This window comes from Photorhabdus viridis, assembly GCF_040256935.1.
Taxonomy (GTDB): Bacteria; Pseudomonadota; Gammaproteobacteria; order Enterobacterales; family Enterobacteriaceae; genus Photorhabdus; species Photorhabdus viridis.
Window position 1 is genome coordinate 1 of record NZ_JBEJZY010000014.1, and the last position, 21,419, is coordinate 21,419.

23 protein-coding genes and 3 pseudogenes are annotated in these 21,419 nt (G+C 45.9%); 18 read left to right on the forward strand and 8 right to left on the reverse strand.

Annotation, left to right across the window (positions count from 1 at the left end; all coding sequences use genetic code 11):
* From ABR397_RS07495 to ABR397_RS07525, 7 genes are all read left to right on the forward strand, one after another.
* On the forward strand, positions 1 to 535 hold a 535-nt coding region (locus ABR397_RS07495; RefSeq protein ID WP_350305181.1), incomplete at its 5' end, for a type VI secretion IcmF C-terminal domain-containing protein.
* On the forward strand, positions 535 to 2,115 hold the full coding sequence (gene tssA / locus ABR397_RS07500; RefSeq protein WP_350305182.1) for a type VI secretion system protein TssA: 1,581 nt from the start codon (positions 535 to 537) through the stop codon (positions 2,113 to 2,115). The genes ABR397_RS07495 and tssA, both read left to right, overlap by 1 nt.
* A gap of 92 nt (positions 2,116 to 2,207) precedes the next feature.
* Positions 2,208 to 3,983, forward strand: coding sequence for a type VI secretion system baseplate subunit TssF (gene tssF / locus ABR397_RS07505; RefSeq protein WP_350305183.1), 1,776 nt, complete (start codon positions 2,208 to 2,210; stop codon positions 3,981 to 3,983).
* Positions 3,947 to 5,038, forward strand: a complete 1,092-nt coding sequence (gene tssG / locus ABR397_RS07510; RefSeq protein ID WP_350305184.1) for a type VI secretion system baseplate subunit TssG — start codon at positions 3,947 to 3,949, stop codon at positions 5,036 to 5,038. Before tssF ends, tssG begins: the two co-directional genes overlap by 37 nt.
* Positions 5,016 to 5,555 carry a type VI secretion system lipoprotein TssJ gene (gene tssJ, locus ABR397_RS07515; protein WP_350305185.1) on the forward strand — a complete coding sequence of 180 codons (540 nt, stop codon included), beginning with the start codon at positions 5,016 to 5,018 and terminating at the stop codon, positions 5,553 to 5,555. The genes tssG and tssJ overlap by 23 nt, the downstream gene beginning before the upstream one ends.
* 5 nt (positions 5,556 to 5,560) lie before the next feature.
* On the forward strand, positions 5,561 to 6,001 hold the full coding sequence (gene tssE, locus ABR397_RS07520) for a type VI secretion system baseplate subunit TssE (RefSeq protein WP_350305186.1): 441 nt from the start codon (positions 5,561 to 5,563) through the stop codon (positions 5,999 to 6,001).
* Positions 6,002 to 6,060: 59 nt separating this feature from the next.
* Positions 6,061 to 7,410, forward strand: coding sequence for a VasL domain-containing protein (locus ABR397_RS07525; protein WP_350305187.1), 1,350 nt, complete (start codon positions 6,061 to 6,063; stop codon positions 7,408 to 7,410).
* 108 nt (positions 7,411 to 7,518) lie between these two features.
* Here ABR397_RS07525 and ABR397_RS07530 read toward each other — a convergent pair whose 3' ends face one another.
* A complete protein-coding gene (locus tag ABR397_RS07530) occupies positions 7,519 to 8,121 on the reverse strand; it encodes a helix-turn-helix domain-containing protein (RefSeq protein ID WP_350305188.1) in 603 nt (200 codons plus the stop codon).
* Between the two features lie 405 nt (positions 8,122 to 8,526).
* Between ABR397_RS07530 and ABR397_RS07535 the strand changes: the two genes are divergently transcribed.
* The 8 genes and pseudogenes from ABR397_RS07535 (at position 8,527) to ABR397_RS07570 (ending at position 13,417) form a co-directional block, all read left to right on the forward strand.
* Positions 8,527 to 8,754 carry a PAS domain-containing protein gene (locus ABR397_RS07535; protein WP_350305189.1) on the forward strand — a complete coding sequence of 76 codons (228 nt, stop codon included), beginning with the start codon at positions 8,527 to 8,529 and terminating at the stop codon, positions 8,752 to 8,754.
* Between the two features lie 37 nt (positions 8,755 to 8,791).
* A complete protein-coding gene (locus tag ABR397_RS07540) occupies positions 8,792 to 9,478 on the forward strand; it encodes a helix-turn-helix transcriptional regulator (protein ID WP_350305190.1) in 687 nt (228 codons plus the stop codon).
* Positions 9,479 to 9,498: 20 nt separating this feature from the next.
* Positions 9,499 to 10,167, forward strand: coding sequence for a PAS domain-containing protein (locus ABR397_RS07545; protein WP_350305191.1), 669 nt, complete (start codon positions 9,499 to 9,501; stop codon positions 10,165 to 10,167).
* A gap of 250 nt (positions 10,168 to 10,417) precedes the next feature.
* Positions 10,418 to 11,116 carry a helix-turn-helix transcriptional regulator gene (locus ABR397_RS07550; protein WP_350305192.1) on the forward strand — a complete coding sequence of 233 codons (699 nt, stop codon included), beginning with the start codon at positions 10,418 to 10,420 and terminating at the stop codon, positions 11,114 to 11,116.
* 340 nt (positions 11,117 to 11,456) lie between these two features.
* Positions 11,457 to 11,546, forward strand: a complete 90-nt coding sequence (locus ABR397_RS07555) for a hypothetical protein (RefSeq protein WP_350305265.1) — start codon at positions 11,457 to 11,459, stop codon at positions 11,544 to 11,546.
* Positions 11,524 to 12,095, forward strand: a pseudogene (locus ABR397_RS07560) (ISKra4 family transposase); the annotation flags it as partial. The gene ABR397_RS07555 and the pseudogene ABR397_RS07560, both read left to right, overlap by 23 nt.
* Before the next feature lie 213 nt (positions 12,096 to 12,308).
* Positions 12,309 to 12,824 carry an AAA family ATPase gene (locus ABR397_RS07565; RefSeq protein WP_350305193.1) on the forward strand — a complete coding sequence of 172 codons (516 nt, stop codon included), beginning with the start codon at positions 12,309 to 12,311 and terminating at the stop codon, positions 12,822 to 12,824.
* Positions 12,731 to 13,417, forward strand: coding sequence for an AAA family ATPase (locus ABR397_RS07570; RefSeq protein WP_350305194.1), 687 nt, complete (start codon positions 12,731 to 12,733; stop codon positions 13,415 to 13,417). The genes ABR397_RS07565 and ABR397_RS07570 overlap by 94 nt, the downstream gene beginning before the upstream one ends.
* Positions 13,418 to 13,537: 120 nt before the next feature.
* On the opposite strand, the pseudogene rdgC reads toward ABR397_RS07570, so the two are convergent.
* From rdgC to ABR397_RS07595, 5 genes and pseudogenes are all read right to left on the reverse strand, one after another.
* A pseudogene (gene rdgC / locus ABR397_RS07575) lies at positions 13,538 to 13,984 on the reverse strand (recombination-associated protein RdgC); the annotation flags it as partial.
* Positions 13,985 to 14,306: 322 nt separating this feature from the next.
* Entirely contained in the window at positions 14,307 to 14,804 is a 498-nt protein-coding gene (locus ABR397_RS07580; protein ID WP_350305195.1) for a GNAT family N-acetyltransferase, read from the reverse strand.
* On the reverse strand, positions 14,795 to 15,067 hold the full coding sequence (locus ABR397_RS07585; protein ID WP_021324395.1) for a type II toxin-antitoxin system TacA family antitoxin: 273 nt from the start codon (positions 15,065 to 15,067) through the stop codon (positions 14,795 to 14,797). The genes ABR397_RS07580 and ABR397_RS07585 overlap by 10 nt, the downstream gene beginning before the upstream one ends.
* 411 nt (positions 15,068 to 15,478) lie before the next feature.
* Complete coding sequence (locus tag ABR397_RS07590) at positions 15,479 to 15,778, reverse strand: helix-turn-helix domain-containing protein (protein WP_350305196.1); 300 nt, start codon at positions 15,776 to 15,778, stop codon at positions 15,479 to 15,481.
* Positions 15,775 to 16,134 (reverse strand): type II toxin-antitoxin system RelE/ParE family toxin, encoded by a 360-nt coding sequence (locus tag ABR397_RS07595; RefSeq protein WP_350305197.1) that lies wholly within the window; start codon positions 16,132 to 16,134, stop codon positions 15,775 to 15,777. Before ABR397_RS07595 ends, ABR397_RS07590 begins: the two co-directional genes overlap by 4 nt.
* 115 nt (positions 16,135 to 16,249) lie before the next feature.
* Here ABR397_RS07595 and ABR397_RS07600 point away from each other — a divergent pair.
* Positions 16,250 to 16,441, forward strand: a pseudogene (locus ABR397_RS07600) (ISKra4 family transposase); the annotation flags it as partial.
* A gap of 236 nt (positions 16,442 to 16,677) precedes the next feature.
* The gene (locus tag ABR397_RS07605) at positions 16,678 to 17,124 is read left to right on the forward strand and encodes a GNAT family N-acetyltransferase (RefSeq protein ID WP_350305198.1); all 447 of its coding nucleotides are present in this window, start codon (positions 16,678 to 16,680) and stop codon (positions 17,122 to 17,124) included.
* Positions 17,125 to 17,574: 450 nt separating this feature from the next.
* On the opposite strand, the gene ABR397_RS07610 is transcribed toward ABR397_RS07605, so the two are convergent.
* Positions 17,575 to 17,892, reverse strand: a complete 318-nt coding sequence (locus ABR397_RS07610; protein WP_350305199.1) for a hypothetical protein — start codon at positions 17,890 to 17,892, stop codon at positions 17,575 to 17,577.
* 241 nt (positions 17,893 to 18,133) lie between these two features.
* Here ABR397_RS07610 and ABR397_RS07615 point away from each other — a divergent pair, with 241 nt between their 5' ends.
* A complete protein-coding gene (locus ABR397_RS07615) occupies positions 18,134 to 19,336 on the forward strand; it encodes an MFS transporter (RefSeq protein ID WP_350305200.1) in 1,203 nt (400 codons plus the stop codon).
* Between the two features lie 91 nt (positions 19,337 to 19,427).
* On the opposite strand, the gene ABR397_RS07620 is transcribed toward ABR397_RS07615, so the two are convergent.
* Positions 19,428 to 20,813 carry a DASS family sodium-coupled anion symporter gene (locus ABR397_RS07620; protein WP_350305201.1) on the reverse strand — a complete coding sequence of 462 codons (1,386 nt, stop codon included), beginning with the start codon at positions 20,811 to 20,813 and terminating at the stop codon, positions 19,428 to 19,430.
* Between the last annotated feature and the right edge of the window lie 606 nt (positions 20,814 to 21,419).

Genomic DNA, 21,419 nt, shown 5'->3' on the forward strand with positions numbered 1-21,419 from the left:
GCTGCGTTTTAACCCGCGTTTCCTGAACGCGGTCAATCAGCTCAGTCAGTTATCGGATGTGCTGTTTGCAGACGGCAGTCAGGGGCTGCGGTTTGAACTGCGTGCGCGAGCAGCGCGGGATGTGGTGGAAACCGACCTGACGATAGACGGGCAGACACTGCGTTACTTCAACCAGATGGAAAGCTGGCAGCGTTTTCGCTGGCCGGGAGAGACCTATAAACCGGGGGTGATGCTGACCTGGACCAGTGTCAATGCCGGGGCGCGGTTGTTTGGTGATTACTCGGGAACCTGGGGGCTCATTCGCTGGCTGGAACAGGCGAAGGCGGAAAAGCTGGATGAAAGCCGCTATCGGCTGACATGGATGATGCCGGATGGTTTACCGATAACCTGGATATTACGCACGGAAATGGGCAGCGGGCCGCTGGCGTTATTGAAACTGCGGGGATTTACGTTGCCGAAAGCGATTTTTGACACGACACCGGGGGATGACCCGGTCATCTCACCGGTCGATGACTATGATGGGGAGGCAGAATAATGTTGCAACAACTCCTGGCAAGCTGCTTTTCCGGACGGGATGCGCTGGCCGAAGCACGGAAAAACACCGCACGGTGGGAAAATTGGCTGCTGCCCATCAGTGCCGGGACGCCTGTTGGTGATGATCCGGTCTATAACGACGATTTTCAGCGTATGCGCGAAGAGGTCAATAAACTCAGTGGCATTGATACGGCCCTGATCTGCGAACTGGCGGAAAAGCTGCTGACCACCCAATGTAAAGATGTGCGTGTAGCCGCCTATTATGTGTGGGCGCGTCTGCATCAGGATGGCGAACGTGGCCTGGCAGACGGGCTGGCGTTGTTAGCCGCATTAGCCGAACGTTTTGGTGAGGCGTTGCTGCCCTGCCGGGTGGACAGTCGTAAAGCGGCGTTCGAGTGGCTGACCGGCGTTAAAATTCAGGACAGTCTGTCACGTTATCCCGAGGTGGATCGGTCTGACTTTGAGCGCATTCTGGCTGCATTGGCGTTACTGGAACAGGTCTTTGCCGCCTGGAATGAAGACACCCGTCCAGCGCTTATCGGATTGGCGGGAACACTGGAAAATCGGTTGGCGCAATCGGGCGGCGTGGAGGCGGTCGTCCCCCAAACGGCGGCGCCAATGCCGCCCTCTGCGGTATCCCTCCCGCCGACCGCATGGCGCCCGATACAATCCGGGCGCGATCTGTTGGATCAGGCCCGGGAACTGGCGCGTTATCTGCGCGATCAACCCCAGGGCTGGCTCGCATCAGCCCGGTTGATGCGCAGTATCCGCTGGGATACCGTGCATCAGTTGCCCCCACAGGATGTCACCGGGTTGACCCGGCTAGCCCCGCCCCGCACGGAATACCGCGTTCAGCTAAAACGGCTCTATCGGCAACAGCATTGGCGTGAGCTGTTAGAACAGGCTGATCAGATATTTACGGAAGGCGTCAATCATTTCTGGCTGGATTTACAGTGGTACCTTTGTCAGGCGTTAAAGCCATTGGGATGCCCTTATGACGGGTGGGCCGACATGATTAAACAGGACTTGAGCAGCCTGCTTGAGCGGCTGCCGGGGCTGGAAAATATGGCTTATAACGACGGCACGCCCTTTGCCGATGAAGTGACCGCCGGCTGGATAACCCAACAAGTTCACGCCAATCAGGCAGATTGGCAGTTTGAGCACAGGCCGATGCCATCCCGGCCGGATGATGACATTTTATCCCTTGAGCCGGAGGCATTACAACTGGCGGACAGTGAAGGCATGGAGGCTGCGCTGCGTTGGCTGGGGCAGCTGCCGGGAATAAAGGGGGTTCGCCACCGTTGGTTACAGCGCTTGCTGATGGCACGGGTGACTGAACAATGCGGCAAGCCTGACATGGCCCTGCATTTGTTGGCGGAATTGAATGCCAATGGGCCATTCAGTCTTGACGAATGGGAGCCGGAACTGATGTTTGAAGTTAAAGCGTGTCTGCTTAAGTTATTGCGAATGAAAGCGCAACGCAGTGAACACGATAAGGCGAACACGGCACAACGCAGAGAGACATTGCTGGCTGAATTGGTAGCAATTGATCCCATCAGGGCGGCGGTGTTGTGTAGCTGATTTGGAACACCGCCGGGCAATCTTATCCCCGTTCGACCTGTTTTACCCTCGTCACGGTATTTATTCTGAACTATTTATTTGAGGACAATCCAATGGATGATTTAATCCTGCGCTACTACGAGGCAGAAATGCGCTACCTGCGCGAAGCGGGCAAAGAGTTTGCAAAAGCCTATCCTGACCGGGCGGCCATGCTCAATCTGGACAGAGTCGGCACACGCGACCCCTATGTGGAGCGTCTGTTTGAAGGCTTTGCCTTTCTGATGGGCCGCCTGCGCGAGAAGCTGGATGATGACTTGCCGGAGTTGACGGAAGGGCTGGTCAGTTTGCTGTGGCCGCATTATCTGCGCACTATCCCTTCACTGTCCATTGTCGAACTGGGCGCGGATTGGGCACAGTTGCAACAGCTGAAAAATCCGGTGCAGGTGAAAAAGGGCTTTGAGGTGCTTTCGCAACCGATCGGCCCACAACGGACCCGATGTCGCTATACCACCACCCAGGCGGTTCAGTTGCTGCCAATGGCGCTGACTGACGCCGGCCTTAAGGCTGAACCGGATGGCCGTGCTGTCATTCGCTTACATTTTACGTGTGGAACTTTGGTGGACTGGCGCCAGATTGATTTGCGCCGTTTGCCACTGTATCTGAGTGCGGACAGTCCGCTGGCCTGTGCGTTACATCGGGCATTGACCCTTCAGACGCAACAGCTTTATTTGCGCCTGCCCGGCCAGCCTGACCGCCAGCCGTTTGACGGGGGATTCTCGCCATGGGGATTTGGCGATGAGGAAAGGCTGTGGCCGAAAGGGGACAGTGCGTTCAGTGGTTATCAGCTGCTGCTGGAGTATTTTACCTTCCGCGAGAAATTCATGTTTGTCACGCTTTGCGGGCTGGAAAAGCTGACGATTCCCGACAGAACGCCGTGGTTTGAGCTGGATATAGTGCTGCGTGAAAACTGGCCTAGTGAGTGGCCGTTTTCTGCGGAGCATATCCGTTTGCATTGCGCCCCGGTGATCAATCTGTTTCCGCTGGAATCCGATCCGTTGCCGCTGTCACCGTTGAAAACGGAGTATTTGCTGCACCCGATGCGCCTTCAGGACGGACATACCGAGATTTATTCGGTGGATGCGGTGGTCTCCTCGAAACGCAGTGAGCACCATGCGTATGTGCCCTTCAGTAGTTTCCGCCACAAAGGCGGTATGTTGCGCCATGACGCGCCGGAGCGTTACTACCATACCCGGGTGAAACGGGGGCCGTCAGGCTTGTACGACACCTGGCTGATTCTGGGCGGGGAGGCGGTTGATAATAATGCGGGATCGCGCGAAGAAGAAAATCTGTCACTCACGATGACCGGCACCAATGGGCAACTGCCCCGCCGGGCATTGCAGGAGACGCTGCTGGATACGGCGGTTTCTCCCCCGTTGGCAGGACTGACCGTGCGTAATCTGTGTGAACCGACATTGCCGTGTTATCCGCCAAACCGGGATCGCTTTCACTGGCGGGTACTCAGTCATCTCGGCTCCAATTTCCTCAGTTTGATGGATAACCCGGAAGTGTTGCGCGGGACGCTAGCGCTGTACGACTGGACCGATGATGACATGAACGCACGCCGTCTGGCAGCCATTGTGGCGGTGAAACATACGCTTATCGAGCGGTTTGAGCAGGGGTGCCTGCAACGGGGAGTACACATTGAAGTCACGCTGGACAGCAACGGCTTTTCAGGGGCCGGGGATATCTGTCTGTTCGGGGAGATGCTCAGTCGCTTTTTTGCCTTGTACACCGATATCCATCTGTTTAACCAGCTGACGCTGATCTTACAACCCACAGGGGAACGTTTGTTATGGCAAGAGAAACACAGTCAGTACATTCCCGGCTAATGTCCATGCTGAAAGCCGATATTTCGACGCTCAATTTCTATCAGTTCTGTCAGGCAATTGAGCGCAGGGTCCCGGAGCGGCTCCCCCTAGGCAGTACGGATAATCCCGCCGATGACGTGATACGTTTCCGGCCCCATCCGGGGATGGGGTTCCCTGTTGGTGAACTGAAAGCGATGGAAACGGACAGTCGCCATCCGGATCGTCCACCGACGGCCAGAACCACCTTTCTGGGGCTGTACGGCGTGGATTCCCCGTTGCCGACCGCTTACCTGAACGATATCGCTCAACACCGGGAAGGGCATGACGCGGTTGAAGCCTTTCTGGATATGTTTAATCACCGGATATTCACCCAGTTTTACCGTATCTGGCGTAAATACTCCTACCCGGCGACATTTGCCGCCGGGGGCAGCGACCAGACATCGCAGTGTTTACTGGGGCTGATTGGCTTGGGCATCCCGGGCAGTCAGCAGCAGATTACCACGCCGGCCTCCCGTTTTCTGGCGTTGCTCAGTGTGATGCGTCTGCCGACCCGGACGGCGGAAGGGGTATCGGCGCTGGTGACGTTGCTGGCGCCGCAGACCCGTGTCGTGGTGACGCCCTCCTGCCCGCGGCAGATCCCTCTGATGCAACCGGCCGGTTTTTCAGACTCGCAGCCGATTTCCCTGTCGCAACGTACTGTGCTGGGCAGGATCGGCACGGATATCAACAGCCAGTTATTGCTGGCGCTGCATACGGACTGCCCGGCGGAAGCGCGGGACTGGCTGCCGGGCGGGCAATTGCAGACGGATTTATGGGTGTTGCTGCGCGTTTATCTGGGCTGGCGGTACCGCGCCCGGCTGCAATTGACCCTTCAGACCCGAATATTACCGGTACCGGTGTTGGGCAGCAATAAGCCGGTTCAGCTGGGGTTGACCGGGGTGTTAGGGCTGAAAGCTGAAGATAATCGGGGAGCGGTCCCTGACAAAATAACGGTGGATCTGGGGGATTATCAGGGGCTACCGCCGAATAATCATCAAAACACAGGAGGACACGATGTTAACTATGCCTTTATATAAAGCCGTGCCGATGATAGCGGCAATAACCTTATTGCTGACCGGTTGCGGTCTGACTCAGACCGTAACGGATGGCACGGTATCTGTAACGCAAGCCCTTTTTCATCGGCAGGTGAAAACATTACGGCTGGATTTTACGCCCCGGGCAGCGGTCAACACGGATGGTGGTGAACATGTTGCCCTGTCCGTCCCTGCGCTGGTCCGGGTTTATCAACTGCGGGATAACAAAACGTTGGAAAAGGCGGATTATGCGGATGTACTGGCGAACGGGGACCGTGTATTCGGCGCCGATTGTCTGGCGAGCAGCGAGGTGGTAGTCAAACCCGGGGGACATGCCTCGTTCAATATGCCGATGGCGGCGCAAACGAAATATGTCGCCGTGGTGGGCCTGTTCAGACGCCCCGATTTAGCTGGGGCGACCTGGCGCGCCATCATCAGGCGCAATGCGCTGTTACCGGATAAGCCCCGCACGATTGAGTTGAATGCCGGCGGCCTGACGCTGTTGCCTGAAAAGGAGTAAGTTGAATGAAAAAGAAAATTAACAAGCCTTCCCTGCATGAATGCCTTTTCGGCAATTTTAGCGGCGGTTTGGATTTGCATCAGGTCAGCGAAGAAAACCAGGTGATTTTGTCGGTACTGGACAATATGCAGTGTATCCTCAATTGCCGGGCAGGTTCGCTGACCCATCTGCCGGATTATGGCCTGCCTGATCTCAGCACTATCCTGCAAGGGTTACCCGCGTCGTCACAGCGCTTGATCTCGACGATTGAACACACGCTGTTGACCTATGAACCCCGCCTGAAGCAGGTCAGTGTCACGTTATTGCCGGAGATCGAACCGGCGCGTTTGCGTTATGACATCCACGCCGAATTAAAAGGGGTGGGGCGGGTGCATTTTAACACCGAATTTGTCCCGGAAAGGAAAGTCTTGATCCGCCATCTGCGCCAGCAAGGGCGGATAGATTAATCTGCGGTAGACTGCCTATTACGCTGATTTCAGCAACAAACTTAGATGAAAATAAAGTGATGACTGAAAATATTGTCTATACCGGGGATGATCCCCGGACACAACCTGAATTCAATGCGCTAAAAGACGAAATGAGCAAACTGAGTCATCCGGCACGACCTGACGTTGATTGGGCCAGAGTTGAACAGCTTTGTTTGACGTTATTTCAGGTCAACGGTGTAGAACTGCAAAGTGCCGCCTGGTACACATTGGCCCGGGCACATCGTGCCGGATTAGCGGGTATTCATGAAGGATTGACCCTGATTGAGGGGCTAGTGACCCATCAATGGTTGCAATTCTGGCCTCAATCTACCCCTATCAGGGTTGAGATATTTGCCGGGCTGGCCGCACGGCTACGGCAAATATTACGAACCTGCGTTTTCTCTTATATCGATCTGCCGCTGATTTATCGTGCAGAAAAGACCCTTGAGCAGTTGTGCGAAGGGTTGCAACATCTGGAACTGAAACATGTGAGTCAACTCGATAGCCTCCGCCTGTGGCTTCACAACAACGCTCAACGCTTAGCGCGTCTGAAGCCGGAAACGGGGATGATGCCTGTTGTCTCGGTCTCCTCCGTACAACCTGGGGATCATGCTATTTTGACGCCCACAGAACACCTTCAGCCACAACTGATATATGTCGTGCGTGAAACTGTCTCTGGCGTCTCCCCCCAGAGCAATGTGGTTCGGGCTGTACCCCGTTGGAAAGCCTGGCACGGTTTTGTCGCGGGTGTTGTATTGTGCGTGTTGGCAGTGACCGGCGTCTGGGGAGTGAATGAAATGCGGCAAGCTCCGTCGTTGGCGCAGGCCCTGCGGGCGACCACGCAACCTTTGCCTGGGACGTTGCCCGCAACGCAGCTTGCGGAGTTACGCCACCCGGACAACGCGGTACTGTTGAGCCGGTTGCAGGATGAAACGCTGGCAGCCAGTCGGGAGAGGCTGGCCAGTTTAGATGCGCTGCCTGCGTTGTGGCGATGGGAATACGGGGCGCGGTTATTACACCAACTGCAAACATTGTGGCCGGCCAGCCAAACGGTGCAGGAGATGGCGAAACAGTGGCAACAGCAACGTGAAGCCACGGCGTTGCCTGTCCCTGAATTGGAAAATTATCATCTGGCCCAATTAAGGCTGCAACAATTGGCTGCCCAGCTTGATGCGCTGGACAAAAAACGCGGTCATTATCTCACCGGCTCTGAATTGAAATCGATGGTATTTGGCATTCAGCAACCGTTGATGAGGACACCGCCATTGGAAGAATTGCTGCGCCAATTGGCCGAACAACAAAAAAGCGGCACGACCTCCCCGGCATTGCGCCAGCAAATTGATACCCGGTTCAATCAATTACTCAATCGTTATGCACTGCTAAAATAAAAAAATTTATTTAAGGTAATGGGTAGAATAGTACGCTTACTTTATTCAGCGCCTAAAAATCCCCTAAAAAGAGATTGAGTACAGAGAGCGTTTATATCTGGCGCAATGTTATTTATATATTGATATCACGTCGAAAATTTTGCTCAATAACAACTTTGCATCTTCCGGCGTCATCGCGTCTAATTTTTGTTTGCGTTTATCCGCATCGGAGCATGAAGCTGAATTCGACCGGTCTAAGCCTAGAATTAACCACTCAATTGACGTATTGCTGGCGTGTGCAAGTGCAGCCAATTTATCAATTGATGGATAAGTTAAACCGTTTAAGTAGTTCCAAATTGCTGTTTCTGACAGACCACAACGCCGGGCAAATGTGGCGATGGGTTCATCTTGCATGGCTTCACGTAAACGCTGACCGAAATGAGTGATTCTATCATCGTGGATCCCTAGAATTAACCATTCTATTGACGTATTACTGGCGTGTGCAAGCGCAGCGACTTTATCAATCGATGGGTAAGTTAAGCCGTCCAAATAGTTCCATATCGCTTTATCGGACAGACCACAACGCCGGGCAAATTTGGCGGTGGGTTCATCTTGCATGGCTTCACGTAAACGCTGACCAAAATGGGTGACCCTATCGTCAATGATCATGCGATCTGGCTTATTATTTTTTTTACCTTTTTGTGTGGTTTTTTCTTCGTATGAATCTGTCATTGAGTAGTTTCTCGCAAATTTGAGAAAAAAAATATTTTTGGCTTTACATCTTCTTTTTTATTCAATATTGTCTACCCATAAATAGTCATTGATGGTCCTTATTGGAACACGTAAGCGTATCATGCCCATATAATATATGCGAGCAGGTAGGATTGGTATTGCATAATTAAAAAACCCGGTGAAATTTTGCTCAAAAGTATTATTTATGAACAATAGGATAGACAGTGAAATTAGTTTACATGTAAAAATATAACTATATGTTACCATAATAAGAAGTTTCATTATGAAATAATATCATCTTTTATTTTATAAATAGAATAAAATCATTGTGTTTTTTGACGAGTAAATTATTGTGGCCTAATCTTTCCTTCAAAGAATATATTATTTACTAAGTAAGGGGTTTCTATGTCAAATAAGAAAACCAATCAGCCGAATAATATCGATCCGCAATTAATTCATCTGTGGGAAAGCAGTCATGAACCTTGGGGGGTTAAGGCTCTGCAATCAAAGTTTATCTATGCTAATCCGGCTTTTTATCAACTGCTCAACCTGCCGGAAGATTTCTGCAAAGAAAATAACTTAGATCGTTATGTTCCTGAAAAATTTGTTACTATCGGTAGTAGCAGATTATAAATTTATCACTAACATAACTGTACAATAGGATTTTACTATGAAAGACACTAATCAGATAACTATTTCATCGCAAATAGTCAATACTATGGGTATAAATAATGACCCTTGGGGAGTCAAAGACAAAAATTCATGCTTCATTTATGGTAATCTGGCCTTAAAGTCTCTCAAGAATTTCTCAGACTCATTTGATTTTGAGGGGCTTTATGATGATGAACTCCCCTGGGATGGCGCTGAGTTTGCAAAAGAATTTGTTGCACATGATAAAAAAGTGATGGAAAAAAATAAAAGAATATGTTCACTTGAAACTCATGTTTTTGGGAAAGAGAAAATTCTGTCATCTTACTTTTTGGAAAAATTTCCAATTTATGATGATAAAAATGAATGCATTGGGCTCCTTTTTCATGCATGGGAAGCCCAGGATTTCTCATTGACTCGTCTGTATCATGGAAAACTTCCTGCATCCATTATGTTTCAGCCGCCAACTGATTTATTCACACAACGGGAGTGGGATGTTATTTTTCTCTCTTTGCATAAATACACCAGTAAACAAATCGGGAAGATATTGAATATTTCCTATCGCACTGTTGAAACCCATGTATTCCGGATATATAAAAAGATCGGCGTTAACTCCTGTTATCAATTGGAGGAATATTGTCGCCTTAATGATTTTGATCTCTATGTACCAGAAAGATTTGTGCATCCAGAAAGCAAAATGTTTATTTAACCCTTTATAACGGGCTTTTTATGAAGAAGAACTATATGATATCGCCTCAGATTATCAACACAATGGAATTAAGCAATGAACCGTGGGGAATAAAAGATAGTTCTTCATGTTTTATTTACGGTAACTTAGCATTAAAGTCTCTCAAGAATTTTTCAGACTCATTTGATTTTGAGGGGCTTTATGATGATGAACTCCCCTGGGATGGCGCTGGGTTTGCAAAAGAATTTATTGAACATGATAGAAAAGTGATGGAAAAAAATAAAAGAATATGTTCACTTGAAACTCATGTTTTTGGGAAAGAGAAAATTATGTCATCTTATTTCCAGGAAAAATTTCCAATTTATGATGATAAAAATAAATGCATTGGGATCCTTATTCATGTATGGAAAGCCAAAGACTATTCATTATCCTATCTGTATCAATATTATGATAAACTCCCCCCATCCATTCTGTTCCAACCGCCGACAGATTTTTTTACTGAACGTGAGTGGGATATTATTTTCTTTTTTTTACAGAAATACACAAAAAAGCAAATTGGAACAATATTGAATCTTAACTCTAGTGCAATTGAAAACCATATGATCAGGATATATCATAAAATAAACATTAACTCCCATCTTCAATTAGAAGAGTACTGTCGAATCAATAATTTTGATCGCTATGTGCCCGAAAAATTCTTATTATATTAGCGCCCTGTATTCTTTGGTTACTCTGTCTATCGTATTAACATGAAGTAACCTTATCTTGAATACCTAATTAACCGATGCAGAAGGAATATAACGCGTAATCCTTATCGATTATGTTTATTTTTACCTGCTATTATACCGTATTTTCAATTATTTTTTATTTATGATAAATTGGGATCATTATTACCAGCAAGGGCATGCATTTATATATTAAATAATTTAATGAAACATAATGCTTTAAGGACTGCTTTATATGAATCAATCGAGATGCAAAAATTTTCCTTTAATTACGCATCAGCTAACAAATATGTGGGATAGAAGCTCTGAACTGTGGTTTGTAAAAGATAGAGAATTTCGTTTAATTTATGCGAACAGGGCATTTATTAAAGTTAACAAACTCCCTAAAGATTTTGATGTTATTGGGTATTCTGAAAAAGAATTATTGACGCCATTTCATCATTTTGCCAATTTGTTTGAAGAGCACGACCGTAAGGTTTTAACACAGATGAAGCGAATCTCATCTATAGGGATTTACCCTTTTGGAAAAGGTGAACGATTTAGAGCTTATTTTTATAATAAATTCCCATTAATGGATGAAAATAATCAATGTATTGGTGTCGCTTCCCATGCAAGAGAAATAGAATATTTTGCAATGGCTCATTATATTAAATACCATATGTTTACCCCTGTTAAGTTTAAGCCACCAAATAATATATTAAGTGCGAAAGAGTGGGTGATTATTTTTCTGTTTTGCTGCGGCCTCAGTAATAAAGATATAGCAGTCGAAATGGATATTTCATGCCGTACTGTGGAGAAATACTTTGAATTTATCTATGAGAAATTTTCTGTTGGATCAGTTGTGGAATTAAGATTACTTTGTAAAGAAAATGGCTACGATCTTTATATTCCACCAAGATATTATAAACCTATGGGCTATTTTTTATTAAATTAATATTATGGTCTGCCAAGTTTTTGTTTTTTTATAGTAGTGATTCATTATCTAATGATTTATGTGATCATTAGATAATATTTTTATGGAAGTGTATGAACCTTCAGTAAAGGGTTCTATTTATCTTTTCTTCGTTATATCTATATATTGTTATAATGTATAGGATATTGCACTTGTGTAACGCTTGACTGCTCGCTGCCATTTTTTCTTCTAGAGAGCATAAAAAACCGTGGGGCACAGTGTTAAATCGGCGATAGAATGAACAACTAAGTGCACTTATTAAGTCCGATATTTCACCATGAAAATTTATATCGTGAAAGTCGCTCTTCGGGGTATCAGTCCTATGGTCTGGCGCCGATTCAGATTATCAGGTGGGACCTCTTTAGCGGCTTTTCACTATATTATTCAGATCTCTCAGGGATCTGCAATTTAACCTGTACCCCGAATCGCAGCACATATTGGATTGGTTTCATATCACGATGCGTCTGACAGTACTCAAACAATATGCCAAAGGAGTATCAAAAAACGCCCCGGAACTTGGTGCAGAATTACTGGAGGCTTTAACTCGTACAAAATGCATGGCAATGTGATGAAGGCATTAGAACACTTGGATGATTGTGCAGCGATGTGTGATGAGAACATATTGCACTATGAAAATAAAAAATCCTTGGCAAAACATCTCGATGAAATGTCTACCTATATTGAAAATAACCGCATGATGATCCCGAATTACGGTGAAATGTACCGCTATGGTGAACCCATTTCTTCTTCATTTGTTGAATCGACGATCAATGAGGTGATTGCCAAACGGATGGTGAAAAAGCAGCAAATGCAGTGGAGCCAACAAGGTGCGCATTACTTACTTCAGACACGTACAGCCGTACTGAATGATGATTTGAAAACCCAATTTGAGCATTGGTATCGGGGCATAAAATTAGGCGACGAAATGGAACATTACTGGGCAGAAGCGGCTGCGGCATAAGTGCCCCAGAATTTTTTATGGTCTCCAGCGAAAGAAAGAGAGGAAAAAACCAGTGGACAAGGGTTTACCAAACGTCAGAGGCAGGAAAAAATCAGGCCATAAAACAGGTATAGCGTCAGCGAACGGCGCGTTTAATCACATCACCTCAGTGAGAGTATGAACATGTTGATTTCCCTTTCCATCGCCAACTACCGCTCTATTTGCGATCTTACTATGCCACTGGGTCGCTTGAACGTTATTACAGGTGAAAACGGCAGCGGGAAATCCAATCTGTATAAAGCGCTGCGCCTATTAGCTGAAACGGCAAAAGGTGGCGTGATTAACTCCCTGGCGGAAGAAGGTGGCTTGGCATCTACCTACTGGGCTGGTCCGGAAATGCTTTCTTCTGGTATGCACCGCGGTGATACACCTATCGAAGGAGTCCGTCGTAACCATACACTGCGCCTCAAACTGGGGTTTGCCAGCGAAAGTTTTGGCTATGCGATTACGCTAGGGCTGCCTACGCCCAGTAGTTCCGCTTTTTCACGCGATCCTGAAATTAAGATTGAGTCCATTTTTAACGGGCCCTGTTATCGTCCTGCCTCATCGCTGGTTGAGCGCAAAGGCAACCTAATCAAAATTCGTGCGGGACGGGAGTGGCGACGCAACATATTCCTGTCTATGACAGCATGTTCGATCAATTGGCCGATCCTGCCGCTGCCCCTGAGGTTTTCCATGTGCGCGAAATGATCCGTAACTGGCGCTTCTACGACCACTTCCGCACCGATAAAGATGCTCCAGCTCGCCAGGAACAGCTAGGCACCCGCACCCCCGTGCTGCATCAAGATGGACGCGATCTGGCAGCGGCGCTCCAGACGATTCTGGAAATTGGTGACCGAGAGGCGCTTGCCGTAGCCATTGATGATGCATTTCCAGGCTCTCGGCTGGAAGTGCTGACACACAATGACGGGCACTTTTCGCTGGCTTTTCACCAGAAGGGACTGCTCCGCCCCCTTTCAGCGGCTGAGTTATCTGACGGCACATTGCGATTTGTTCTCTGGATTGCGGCGCTGCTAACGCCCCGCCCTCCTGAGCTTATGGTGCTAAACGAGCCGGAAACCAGTCTGCATCCCGATCTACTGCCGGCGCTTGCGAGGCTAATCATACAGGCATCACAGCATACGCAAATTTGGGTAATTTCGCATGCCAACCGCTTGATTCATTCGCTCACACGCGACCCCGAATGCCAGACGATTGAGCTAGAAAAAGAGTTGGGGCAAACCCGGATCAAGGGGCAGGGGATACTGGATGCCCCTTCATGGCACTGGCCGAATGAAAAATAGCGGCAATTCTCAGCGCACAGCAGATGCAATTGCGTGAGCTGAATTTCAGCCGAACGGTCGTATTGGCAATGGATTGCTCTACCAACGCGATGTTCTGCTGCATCATCTGAAACATCTGTTTCACGGCGGTATTGATCTGCGAGCCCCCCTCGCCCTGCTTTCTATGATTTCCTCACCAGAGAGCCAGTGTTGAAGCGCCGCATCATCAAAGGATGTGTCGCCTGCCTCTTCGTTATCCTCGCCACCGTTTGACTCGCATTCAGCCTCACCACCAAGGTCTGTGATCATCGTATTCATAAGAGTCATTAATTCGCCGGTATAAAGGACAAAATCGGCATCAAAACGCTGTGCAAAATCTTCGCGATTAATATCGTCATTCTGCTCTTTCAGAGTGACATCATTACCGAACATAAGACTGGTAGGTGGTTCCCCGGAGCGAACCCATTCAGTGAGTGTCAACTCAACTGGTTTTTTCATTGTTAGTGGGACAACAGGTAAAGAACCAATGGTTTTACGCAATAATGCAGTAACATCTTCAGCTCTACGGGCACTACTGGCATCAACAATGATAAGGCCAGCCTGTGTATCGATCCAAATTATAGGTTCGATCTAATTTCGGCAGGGTAATTGGCAACAGTTCGTGCAAAAGTGGTTCTGTCGCGTTAGCGATGAACGTTTGAGTAAATGATAAAACATCGCCGCAGGTGATATGACTTTTTCTTGCGGTTGAACATATTGACCTTTACGTAATTTCAATGCCCGCTATTAGCTGTAACGGCTCGCAATCGAAAATGACCGGACTCGCATTTATCCGGTTTTTCGGCTCAAATTAATTGCAAATGAAAATCGTTACGGACTCACGCTAACTGCAAATGAAAAATGGCGTATTTTATAGCTTCGCTTTCACTGGGCCTAATGGAAGCATCAGTGTATATGGCTCTAACGGTGACTGGGTGAAGCCAAGACGCGTATAAAACGATCGGGCGCTTTCATCAATTGCGTGGACGATTATAGCTGAAATGCCCACTTGTTCCGCCGTGCTGGCGACACGCTTCCAGGCATCCTGGAGAAGCAGTGCGCCTAGTTTCTTCCCCTGATACTTCACATCGACAGCCAGACGACCGAGAAGCACCACAGGGATAGGATCTGGCATATTGCGTTTAAGTGATGGTGTAGATTCAATATGATTAATTGAGCCAGCGCTTAGACAATAATAACCAATAACGTCTTTTGTGCCTTTTTTGCAAATAACAAATGTGCGGCTCGCGCCAAGCTTATTATTTTTTAAAGCCCAGCGCAAAAGCCATTCGTTTAATGTTTCACGCTGGCAATAAAAATTATTGATATTATGTTCAGCCGTTAATATTTCAGGTGCGCTTATTCCCACGGTGCTTTATATCCCATGAGTTTTTTAAAACCTGCATTATCAGAAAGCGGTTGCTCCAGCATCTGCATGAACGCATGATATTTTTCCTCATTAACGAAAAAGTGACGCTGATCGAGTATGGCCTCTTCAGCTGCACGGCAGGCAGCGTCCAAAATGAAATCAGTGCGGGTCTTTGAATGCAGGTTTGCCGCATGGTCAATAAGCTCCCGCTGAAAGGCTTTCGCCCGGATGTTAATTGGAGTTTCTTTAGGTTGTGTTCTCATAAATCACCTGTATAGCAAATGGGTAGACAGTCATTATAGCAAATGTATAACTAACAGCTATACACTTAACTGTAGCTACTCGCATTTCATTTCATTCGGCTCACATTAACTGAAAATGAAATTATCTTCTCCGCACAGGCTGGTTATCTTTTTTGGGTCTACACCTAAAACATACATCGATGAGACACTAACGCCGCCTCATAAGGGTTTAAGCCGGAGGTATTTTTCATTTGCAGTTAATTCAAGCCAAAATCTGCGCTGATTGCGAGTCCGAGCATTTTTAAATGCGAGCCGTTACATTTAGTTGAAATTATAAGCCAACAAAAAATTTTCATACAAAAAGCTCATATGTGCTCTACATATTGGCGGTTTCCGGCTTACAACTCCTTGTTGGCTTATTTGTATTCCGAATCAGATATGAAATACCCGCCCGCCACCATCAGGAAGCTCAATAGTCAGGCTAAGTTTTCCTCCCATAGCTTCGACATAACGTTTAAGGGTAGCCAGCTTCACTTCATTGCCACGCTGCTCTATCTGAGTCACCGCAGGCTGACTGATTCCCATAGCTTCGGCCAGAGACTTCTGCGACAACTTAAGTTCCTCCCGCATCATCTGTAAGCCAGTTTCAAGGATCATTTCATCCGCCATCTCTCTGATACGAGCTTGACTTTCCGCAGAGCGAGCGGCAATGGTTTCACGTAACGTTCTCATTTTTTGCCCTCCAGGTGTGCTGAGAACTCATCATCAGCCACACGTATCATAGTTTCATAAAACCGCTTGTCGTTACTTTTGTCACCTGCACACAACACGATAGCCTGTCTTTTCGGATCGAACGCGAAAAACGCACGAATTGGACGGCCAGCATACTGTATGCGCAATTCCTTCATATTCTTGTGCCTGGAACCTTTTACCGTATCAGCATAAGGCCGGGAAAGTTTTGGCCCGTAAGTCTCAAGATTCATCAGATCGGCCAGCACTTTTTCCTGTAAGCCATCTTCCTGCTCATGCAGCCAAGTATCAAAACGCTGGCTTAAAATGACAGTCCACAAAATCAGCCTTTCCCCCATAATCTATAACTTATATTGCTATTATATAAGCTGCAACTTATCATATCAACTGCAATTTTCTGCAACCCTGCCTTTTATACTTGCTTCGACATTTGAGCCGGATTTTTTAATAAATAATGAAGTGATTGCTAAACGGATGGTGAAAAAGCAGCAGATGCAATGGAATCAGCAAGGTGCGCATTATTTAATCCAGCCCCGTACAGCCGTACTGAATGATGATTTGAAAACCCAATTTGAGCATTGGTACCCGGGCATAAAATTAGGTGACGAAACGGAGCATTCCTGGACAGAAAAGATTGCTGCATAAATGTCCCACGGTTTTTTATGCTCTCCTACTAAGCCGCTGACTCGCAAAAGCAAAAAAAACAGTTCCATAGTTCCGCTGCTTAGGGGTAAAATTCCTCTGAAGTTATTAATCACAATACCCACGTGCAACCCCGATAAAACGGCACTTAACCATGAATTACGCTTCAGACAGAAAGTGAGAGATTCGATTTGGTAACAAAACACAGAGAAATAATCAGGCAAGTAGCTTACCGGCCTATGCGAAACGATGAGTTTGATTTTTGGGCGGAGAAGTCCTTAGAGGATTATGCTGAAGATCTAATGGAAAACCACCTCTACAGCCGAAAAAAAGCGGTTACAGAAGCATTACATTCATTTAGAACTACTCTGTCAGAAGGAATCAACACACCAAATCAATATTTCCGAATTTACGAACTAGAGAGCCAAGCGGTGGGCTACATTTGGTTTAGCCTTGAAGATAACTCAGCATTTTTGTCAGACATCATACTGCTCTCGGAGTTTCAGGGTAAGGGAATAGGGAAGCATTTTATCCGCGCATTCATAGATGAGCTACTCACTGAAAAGGCTCAAGAGTTAGAACTAAGAGTATCACCTGATAATCATCGAGCTATAAGCCTTTACAGAGAATTAGGCTTTCGGATTACAGGCTTTGACATGAGTCTTTTACTGGGACAAGAAACATAAGAAATCACTCAAATCTGATCACTGGAAACACATAGAGAGCATAAAAATTTGTGGGGCACTTGAGTTATTTAGCGGTAAAATAGACAACTCAACCGGACTATTACCCATTATCGGCCCATGAATACTTATACGTTAAAGTGGCTTCTTTAGCTGCTGTCACATAAATGCTCCACAAATTTTTATGATCTCCTGCTGGTGAGGCAGTAGGTTTCATCACACTATAATTTCAACTTATTGGGTGAAATAATCACAGGAACAGCCTCGTGTCTCATCACAGAATTTCTAACACTCCCAATATCGAATCATAGAAATAATTTCATTACTCATCTTTTGCATCAATTTTACAATAAAACTCTTTTAAATTAATTATACCTGAGGATTTCCACAAACTAAATATTTGCAAAAAAGCTGATTGTGTCTCAGGTATTTTAATTTTAAACAAACTTCAGATTACAGTGCAGTATCTATTACGCATTGAATAAAAGGTTTTACCTCTTCACTTCTTTTTTCATTTAAAGGTTTTTTTGTTTCATCAGATACGTCAAATTTCCCTTTAAACTGACCATTTGCATGTTCTGTTGTTCTATCTGATTTCCCAACAATACTAATTGTGTATGAATGCCCTTTAGGCAGTAAATCCGTACATTTGCTCAAAGCACCCTTTTTATTTACATGAGTTTTTTGATCAATATCCTTTACTGGCGTTTCTGCAAAAGAAATGGGAATATAAGCTAAACCCAATAGCAAAATACATGATAAAAATTTCATCTCTTTTCCTTATTCACTGAATTGATATAACAACTAACGATACTGGTTAATACTAAAATTAAATTCCAGTATATCTCCAGACTGGCACTCCAAATATTAGCATATAGCATTTAGAGTAGAAAATCTAATTCCCTTAATATTATTTTTAAAGCAATTTTTCTGCGCCCACCAGACTCATAGCATGTTAATCGCAAGAAATATACGAAACAAACCCATAGAAATACGGAGCCACATTGACTTTATGAACAGCAAAACTCAATATCCATCAACTTTAAGGCAGAATACAAGCTATACGTTTTTATTTATCCTTTCAGTCATCGTATTCTTCGTCGGCGCGACCGAATTTATGCTGTCGTCCATGCTTACTCCTCTTGCAGTCGCCTTCGGGACAACTGTGGTCGGAGCATCCTGGCTGGTATCCAGCTATGCATTTTCCTACGCTCTGGCAGCACCTATATTTGGATATTTTTCAGATCGTATTAACAGAAGCAGATTACTTCTAGGTTCTCTGCTGTTTTTTGCCGCAGATGGCCTCGCTATCATTCTTGCCCCCACTCTTGAAATCGCAATCGTACTGCGGATTTTTGGCGGTATAGCATCTGCGGTGATCATACCGACAGTATTTGCCTTGATCGCCGATATCGTTCCCTATAATCGCCAAGCCGGTGCGATGGGTATCGTTATGATTGGTATGACTTTTGGCATTGCATTCGGTCCAGCTTTAGCTGGGATATTGACAGATTTAATAAATTGGCAAGCGCCATTTTTAGTTAGCTCAATCGGCTGTGTCGTTACATTCATCATCGGGATCTACTGCCTTCCATCAAAAAATGTGCCTCTAAAGCCAACAAACCAGCGCTTAGTCTGGTTTCGGCAATGGTCGGTTGTCAGGCCGCTCATTGCAAAAGGGGCATGGAATGGCGCCGGTGTCTCTGCTTTTCTTTTGTCTGGAGAAGTCTTACGTCAACGGTATGAATTTGGCCCCACTGAAATCGGTTTGACTGTTGCAACCTTTGGTGTTGGCTTAGGGTTAGGTAATCTATCCGCTGGTTGGCTTCGTAAGCTTTGCGGTCGAGAAGAAGTAACTTTGGTTTTGGTCAGTTTGCTACTGACTGGTGTGATCTCAGTTTTTATGCTTGTTCCGCTTACGCTCTCAAGTTCTCTAGGATGTTTAATATTCTGGGGTATCGCACTGGGCGTTGGAGCGCCTGCAAGTACCGTCGTTTTGGCAACACGAGCAGGCCCTAGCAAAGGTATGGTTCTGGCCTTTGCAGAAACATTTAATAATCTGGGGATCTTGTGCTTAGTGCCATTAGCCACTATTGGGTTAGTCGCAGGAGGTTCAAGCACAGCAATGGCCGTGCTATCCGTCGGGTTGGTCATTGGCCTTACATTGACAATATTAGATTTCTGGCTAATGCGTTCGACAAATCTTTCTCGATGAATCTTCGCCCTCTGGTTTTATTTCCCCACCGTACATTTGATGGGGATATTGAATAGTTATTGTATCCAGAGGGATATGAGTAAATTTTCAGTTACAGCCAGAAGAACCAAGCAAACAACGAAATGATAGCGATACAGGCAATATTCAGAACTATACCGACTCTCACCATTTCAACCTGTTTGATATAACCGGAGCCGAAAACAATGGCGTTAGGCGGTGTTGCCACCGGCAACATGAAGGCACAAGATGCACCGAAACCGATAATCAGTGTCAGAGTCATCACCGGCATACCCAATGCTTCCGCAACTGTTGCAAATACCGGTACCAGCAGAGCTGAACTTGCTGTATTGCTGGTGAATTCAGTCAAGAAAATGATAAACGCCGCCACCGCAACAATAATCACAAACCAGTGGCTTGCGCCGAAAGTAGCAGCCATGCCGTTTGCCATGATCTCACTGGCGCCTGAATTTTTCAGAATGGCGCTTAACGTCAAACCACCACCGAACAACATCAACACACCCCATTCGGTGTTATTCTGAATCTGGGACCAACTCGCTACACCGGTTATACTAATCAAAATAGCAGCACCAATTGCAATAATGGTATCCAGATCTTTCACGCCACCCAAAGCAGAACTAATCACAGAGCTAAAGATCCAGCAGAACACAGCTGACAGAAAAATAAGCATGGTAATCAATCGCTTACCCGTCCAATCCAGTTCTTCCAGCTGCATGTCGAATTTATGATTCAAATTCGGACGCAGCATCAGATACATTAAGCCGATCATCATTGGCATCAGAATAACAACCAGTGGGATACCAAATTTCATCCAACTGAAAAAATCGATACCCAGTTGAGCGGCGGCAATCGCATTCGGCGGGCTACCAACCAACGTGCCTAAACCACCAATACTTGCACTGTAAGCAACACCCAGCAATACAAATACAAAAGTATGACGCTCAGTGCGTACATCCAGATTAGACAAAATACCCAATACCAATGGCAGCATCATCGCGGCGGTCGCCGTATTGCTAATCCACATAGAAAGGCCGGCAGTAACACCAAACAGCAACATCACAGCGACAGAAAAACGTCCACGGGCAACCAACAGCAGACGGTTAGCAATCAGTCGATCCAATCCTTGTATGTGCAGTGCCGTTGCCAGTGCAAAACCGCCAAAAAACAGGAAGATGATAGGATTAGCAAAAGATTTCAATGCGTCTCCCGTATTCATCAATCCCATGCCAACCGCCAGAAGCGGAATACATAACGCAGTAACAGTGACGTGGATAGCTTCGGTAAGCCACAGCACGCCAACAAATACCAGCAGTGCCAAACCCGCATTAGCTTTTTCACCAAACGGTAGGACATTGAGCAGAATAAACAGCAATACAATATCAGCAGCCAGAATGATTAAGCCTTTTTTATTTGAAAAATTTGACTTAATGGCTGGGGTTAAAGATTCAGAAGCATCCATGGTGACTCCATTAGCGCCGGTGATATCTTATCCACCATTGCTATAATATTAAGAAAATACAAAACATGTGAATATAAGGAGTCTTTCCAGAGAAGAAAACGCAGTTCTTTGAATTTTGGGATCTAAGACGTTGGAATTGACCAATTAAATCATAATAGATGGTATTTTATACAATTTTTTTGTTGTTACATCACATTATTACATCTTTATAGGTATAGGAAATCGCTACATTTTATGTACGTTTTCAGGCATAAAAAACAGGAGAACTTGCCCTTTCCCAAGCTATTGACAAACCCATTTTAAAAACTAGGGGGTGTTTTCGCATCAATGATGGTTAAAGATCTGGCGAATTAATTTATCAGAAAGGTTATAGGTTAAACGGGTATTTAAACATCAATAAGACCATTTTTTTCATTTGTCACAACTAATCAGGTTAGCCTAAAGACTTATCCGCTTTCTTTAATGATTTTCCCTGATTTCCAGTAAACTTTTTGCAACCATGCAAAATCTTTTATTTGAAAAAATTTTCTTAATCGGGTTAATCCTGTTAAATATTTTGATATAACCTCACATTCCTGTTATTGAATTAATGCTGTCTATTTGGTC